The following is a 4,237-nucleotide window of genomic DNA, read 5'->3' on the forward strand; positions in this document are numbered from 1 at the left end:
AGGGCATGGACTTAAGTGTAAGCGGTTGTTTCTTATTCGAAGAATTTTTATTTAATAGTAGCGAAAAATTAATCAAAATTTTTCATGCCCAGTTTCCTTTGTTTCTGGGCTGAGAAGTAAAGTTTCATTTTTTAATTTTCAAGTCCAGGGAATGAGGAGAAGTCTATCCTATTCTTGCAACTCGAGGAAATTTTAGAAAATATGGTTAATCTATGGTTAAAAAGTTACCACTAAGTTAAAAATATTTTGGTCTTTAGTTATGGACTTAAAATATTTTTTTATCGCATAAAGGTGGGTTTCGTTTAGTTTTAAGCTTTTCGTTATTGAAGGCTTGTATGTTGGACACTTTTTGAATTATCCATTTGGCTATAAAATTTAGTAAAAACAGGGGGTAAAAATGAAAAGGGTGCTATTGACCTTTGCGTTAATTCTGGGGCTTGCCCATGGATATAGAAAGAATGTCCTTATCGAGAACTTCACTGCAACATGGTGTGCATATTGCCCCTATCAGGCGGCTGCTATTACCCAGTTGGAAACGGTTTACGGTGAGTCACTGACAGTTATAAAGTACCATCCTAGTTCCTCGGATCCCTTTTATCATTCTTACTCCGCTTATAGGTTAAACTACTACTCAGTTCCAGGGTATCCTACCTCTTTAATCTCGGGTAACAAAGCAGTGGTAGGTGGGTGGGCAGGTGTTTATACACCATTGGAAAACTATGTTTTGCAAAGCTTTCAAGAGACATCCCCTTGCTCTATTAAGGTGGAGATTTTAAGCTTTGATCCAAATACCCTTGTTGCAAATGCAAGGGTGAAAATATTTATGACGTCTGATATATCAATTTCCATCCCTTCCCAGCTTATGTTGAGAGTGGCTATTCTTGAGGATTCGATTTTCTATAACTGGCAAAGTATGGACATTCTGAGATATGTGGTTAAAGGAATGTGGCCTGATGCTGAGGGAGTTGAGTTAAATATTAGTTATGGGGATTCGGTTATTTATGATTTCTCGTTTTCCGTTTCTGAATTAACAAGGGCACCGTACTACTATGTGGCTGCTTTTGTGCAGCAGGACTCTATTTACCAGATCGTTGATTATAGTGGTGATTATACCCTCAATGCTGGGAACGTTCTCCAGTCTGATAAGGCCAGATTGAGTGTTGATTTTGGTTACCTTTCAGCGATATTTAGGGGGATAACTGACGGTAATGGAAACAATAGGTTTGAACGGGGCGAGAGTGGAACGGTCAACATTGCTCTGACAAGCCTTGCACCTTTTGCCGATGCCCACAATATTAGTTTAAGGGTCAGCTCTCTATGTGAGTACGTTGAGGTTGCGGATACATCTTTTGCTATTGATTTGATACCTGTAAATGACACTGTTTATCTCCCTATTAACATTCATGTGCATGATTTTGACGTTCCCCAAATGGCTTCTCTGGAACTTAGTTACTCTTGGGACGGAATTTTATCAAGGATCGATACAATTCAGTTTAAAATAGGAATCGATTCTGTACTTGTATGGGATGGCAGTTATGACAATAATCTCAAAAACTACTTAAAGCCGTTTATCGATTCTCTCAACTTTGCCTACGAGTGGTTTTCGGAAGCCGATAGCGGAAAGCCTTACCTATATGAAGACTACAGAACAATTTTTTACATTTCCGGACAGAGGTTCCCAGACTCTTCGGACGCCAATCTTTTAATAAGCGCTATTGATTATGGAAAAAATTTGATAATCTCTGGCCAAAACATTGCAGAAAGTTTTAATAGTATTTTCCCTGATTTTCTTACAAATTACATTGGCATAACCTTGATTTCTAATAGCACTACTGACAGGAAGCTTATAGGCGCTGGAAACATTTTTGCCCTTGATGACTCTGTAGTCATTGGTGGAAGTGGAGCATATGCCAATCAGAATTCTAAAGATGTAATAGATATCATTACTGGTTCCGGTGCCCTTCCGATTCTCTATTATAGGGCTCTTACAGGCTCAGATGCAGATTCGGTTGCCGGTGTGTACATGGTATGTCCGTCCGGAAATAGAGTTATCTTCCTCGGTTTCGGAGCGGAGGGAGTAGGAAGTTTGGGAACGTATCTTACTAAAAAGAATTTCCTGGCAACCCTCTTTGGCTTGCGGAGTGATGTAAGTGAGAATAGTAAAATTTCAGTTTCTAATACTATAATATTGAAGAGTGGGCAGGAAATTAAGCTGGATGAAAATATTAATAAAGTTTTTCTCGTTGGTGTGGATGGGAGACTGATAAGTGAAATTAAGACCTTAAGAGGAAAAGTTGTTATTTCGGACTTGAAGGGCGGAATTTACTATTTAATTTATGAGGATACAAAAGGTTTGCAGAAGAAAAAGGTATTAGTCGTTGATTAATTGGCAACGGTAGGGGGGCAACGGTCCATATTCTGTTGACCCTCTGCTTATTGGTTTCACAAAGTTTTAAAATGTTCTAAGAATTCCCAAAGCTTATAATTTGTTTAGAGTAGAGAAGGGAAGCGAAAGGGAATTATTTTAATGGGGTGAGCGAGGGGACTCGAACCCCCAACCACCAGATCCACAGTCTGGCGCTCTGCCAGTTGAGCTACGCTCACCATTTATATGCGCCCGGAGGGACTTGAACCCCCAACCAGCGGATTAGAAATCCGCTGCTCTATCCTGTTGAGCTACGGGCGCTTCCCATCGGGGCGAGTGGACTTGAACCACCGACCTCCTGCTCCCAAGGCAGGCGCGCTAACCAAGCTGCGCTACGCCCCGCAGTTTTCTAATTATAGAATTTCACCTATGGACGATCAAGCAAACGGATTTTTACAAAATCAATTAAATTTTGGAAGTTTAATGTTCTTTTAAACCGTTTTGGCTAATACCACTTTTCTTCATTCACAGGTTTTAAAAAGGCTTCGTAATCGAATTCATCAGTTGGGTTTGTGATGGGGATTCCCAATATCTGGAAGATTTCCTGTTTGGAGTTGCACAGAACTCTCTCTATTAGAAGGGCATTCCAGAAATTTTCACCTTCATACAGCAATTGTGTCGTTCCACTTTCAATTTCCATGTCAATTAATTTATGTCTCTCTTTAAGAAGCTTAGCAAGTTTGTTTCTTAATAACTCTATCTGTTTCCCCTCTGTATTGTTAAGAGTTTCAATACCTAAAACATAGAGGGGAGCTAAGGCTTCCGTTATCCCATAAGTAATTGCCTTTCCACTTTCTTTTGATAATATTTTCCCAAAGGTAGCAGCAATGTCAAAAAGGATATTCATTAGTTCTGTAACTATTTCGAGAATTCCTGCGTTGGGTCGTTCTTTAAGATCTTTATATTGGAGTAAACCCGTGAAAAGGCTTGTCATGGTCTCCCCGAGATTTTTGATTATTTGCCACTTTTTATTAATCGTTAATAGATTTTTTCCCAGTAATTCTACCGTATTTGTGACTTTCAAAAAACTTTCAAAAAACTTAAGTAAATTTGCATCAACTTCGCTTAGATTTACAGTCTCTTTGTAATGTTTTATGGCTTTGAGCAACTTGTCTCTCCAGGTGTATTTTTCTACGAGAGAATCGGATAATCTTTCAAACTCTTCACCTATTTTATTTTTCAACCTGGTCTTATCAATATTTAAGCGTATTGCCAGGTAAGTGGTTGGTGTGTTGAATAAGTGGGTAACAAGGTTTAGTAGCCTGTTGTACCTGGCTTCAATTCCGCGTGGATTTTTTTTGTATATAAGCGAGATTAGTAAGCTTTTCTTTGAAAAGTCAATAAATATTCCTCTTTTTTCAAGTTGTTCAAAATACTCAGTGCTAATTTGCTTTACAAGTTTTTTCATACTTAACGGTTCTAACTGATCGGGATCGAGTCCTGTTGCTATGCTGTAGTTTTCCTTGATTTGCACCAAGTTATCCCTTACCTCCTGTAGCATAAGGAGATTGTAGAAGAAAATTTTCAATCGTGTACTATTGGGATAACTCATCTTTGAAATCGTATTCACGAGTTCGATTAAATCATGTCTGATATCAGCGCCGAATTCCTTCATCTTGCCTATATTATAAGGGGACTTGACAGTTTATTCCCTTTACATTACATTTATAACACTTGCAGATGTTGTATTGTTCTTTGTCAATCAGGTGAGTGTGAGGTTAGAGTTGGTACGGGTATAGGATCGAACCTAACGTTGTTTCCTATGGAGGGTTTGATCCTGGCTCAGGGCTAACGCTGGCGGCGTGTCTTAGC

2 protein-coding genes and 3 tRNA genes are annotated in these 4,237 nt (G+C 38.9%); 1 reads left to right on the plus strand and 4 read right to left on the minus strand.

Annotation, left to right across the window (positions count from 1 at the left end; genetic code table 11):
* Nucleotides 1-397: 397 nt before the first annotated feature.
* Nucleotides 398-2,386 (plus strand): thioredoxin family protein, encoded by a 1,989-nt coding sequence (locus tag QMD82_08490; GenBank protein MDI6851953.1) that lies wholly within the window; start codon nt 398-400, stop codon nt 2,384-2,386.
* A gap of 142 nt (nt 2,387-2,528) precedes the next feature.
* On the opposite strand, the gene QMD82_08495 is transcribed toward QMD82_08490, so the two are convergent.
* The 4 genes from QMD82_08495 to QMD82_08510 form a co-directional block, all read right to left on the minus strand.
* Nucleotides 2,529-2,604 (minus strand) — tRNA-His (locus tag QMD82_08495).
* An 8-nt stretch (nt 2,605-2,612) separates the two neighbouring features.
* Nucleotides 2,613-2,686, minus strand: a tRNA-Arg gene (locus QMD82_08500).
* A gap of 6 nt (nt 2,687-2,692) precedes the next feature.
* Nucleotides 2,693-2,767, minus strand: a tRNA-Pro gene (locus QMD82_08505).
* Between the two features lie 103 nt (nt 2,768-2,870).
* Nucleotides 2,871-4,040: a hypothetical protein gene (locus tag QMD82_08510; protein ID MDI6851954.1), complete on the minus strand. Its 1,170-nt coding sequence runs from the start codon at nt 4,038-4,040 to the stop codon at nt 2,871-2,873.
* Nucleotides 4,041-4,237: the final 197 nt, after the last annotated feature.

The organism is bacterium (assembly GCA_030019025.1).
Classification (GTDB): Bacteria; Hydrothermota; Hydrothermia; order UBA1063; family UBA1063; genus UBA1063.

Excerpts from the sequence above, each read along its gene's own strand:
- QMD82_08490 (MDI6851953.1), top strand. The coding sequence starts at position 398 with ATGAAAAGGGTGCTATTGACCTTTGCGTTAATTCTGGGGCTTGCCCAT.
- QMD82_08510 (MDI6851954.1), bottom strand. The coding sequence starts at position 4,040 with ATGAAGGAATTCGGCGCTGATATCAGACATGATTTAATCGAACTCGTG.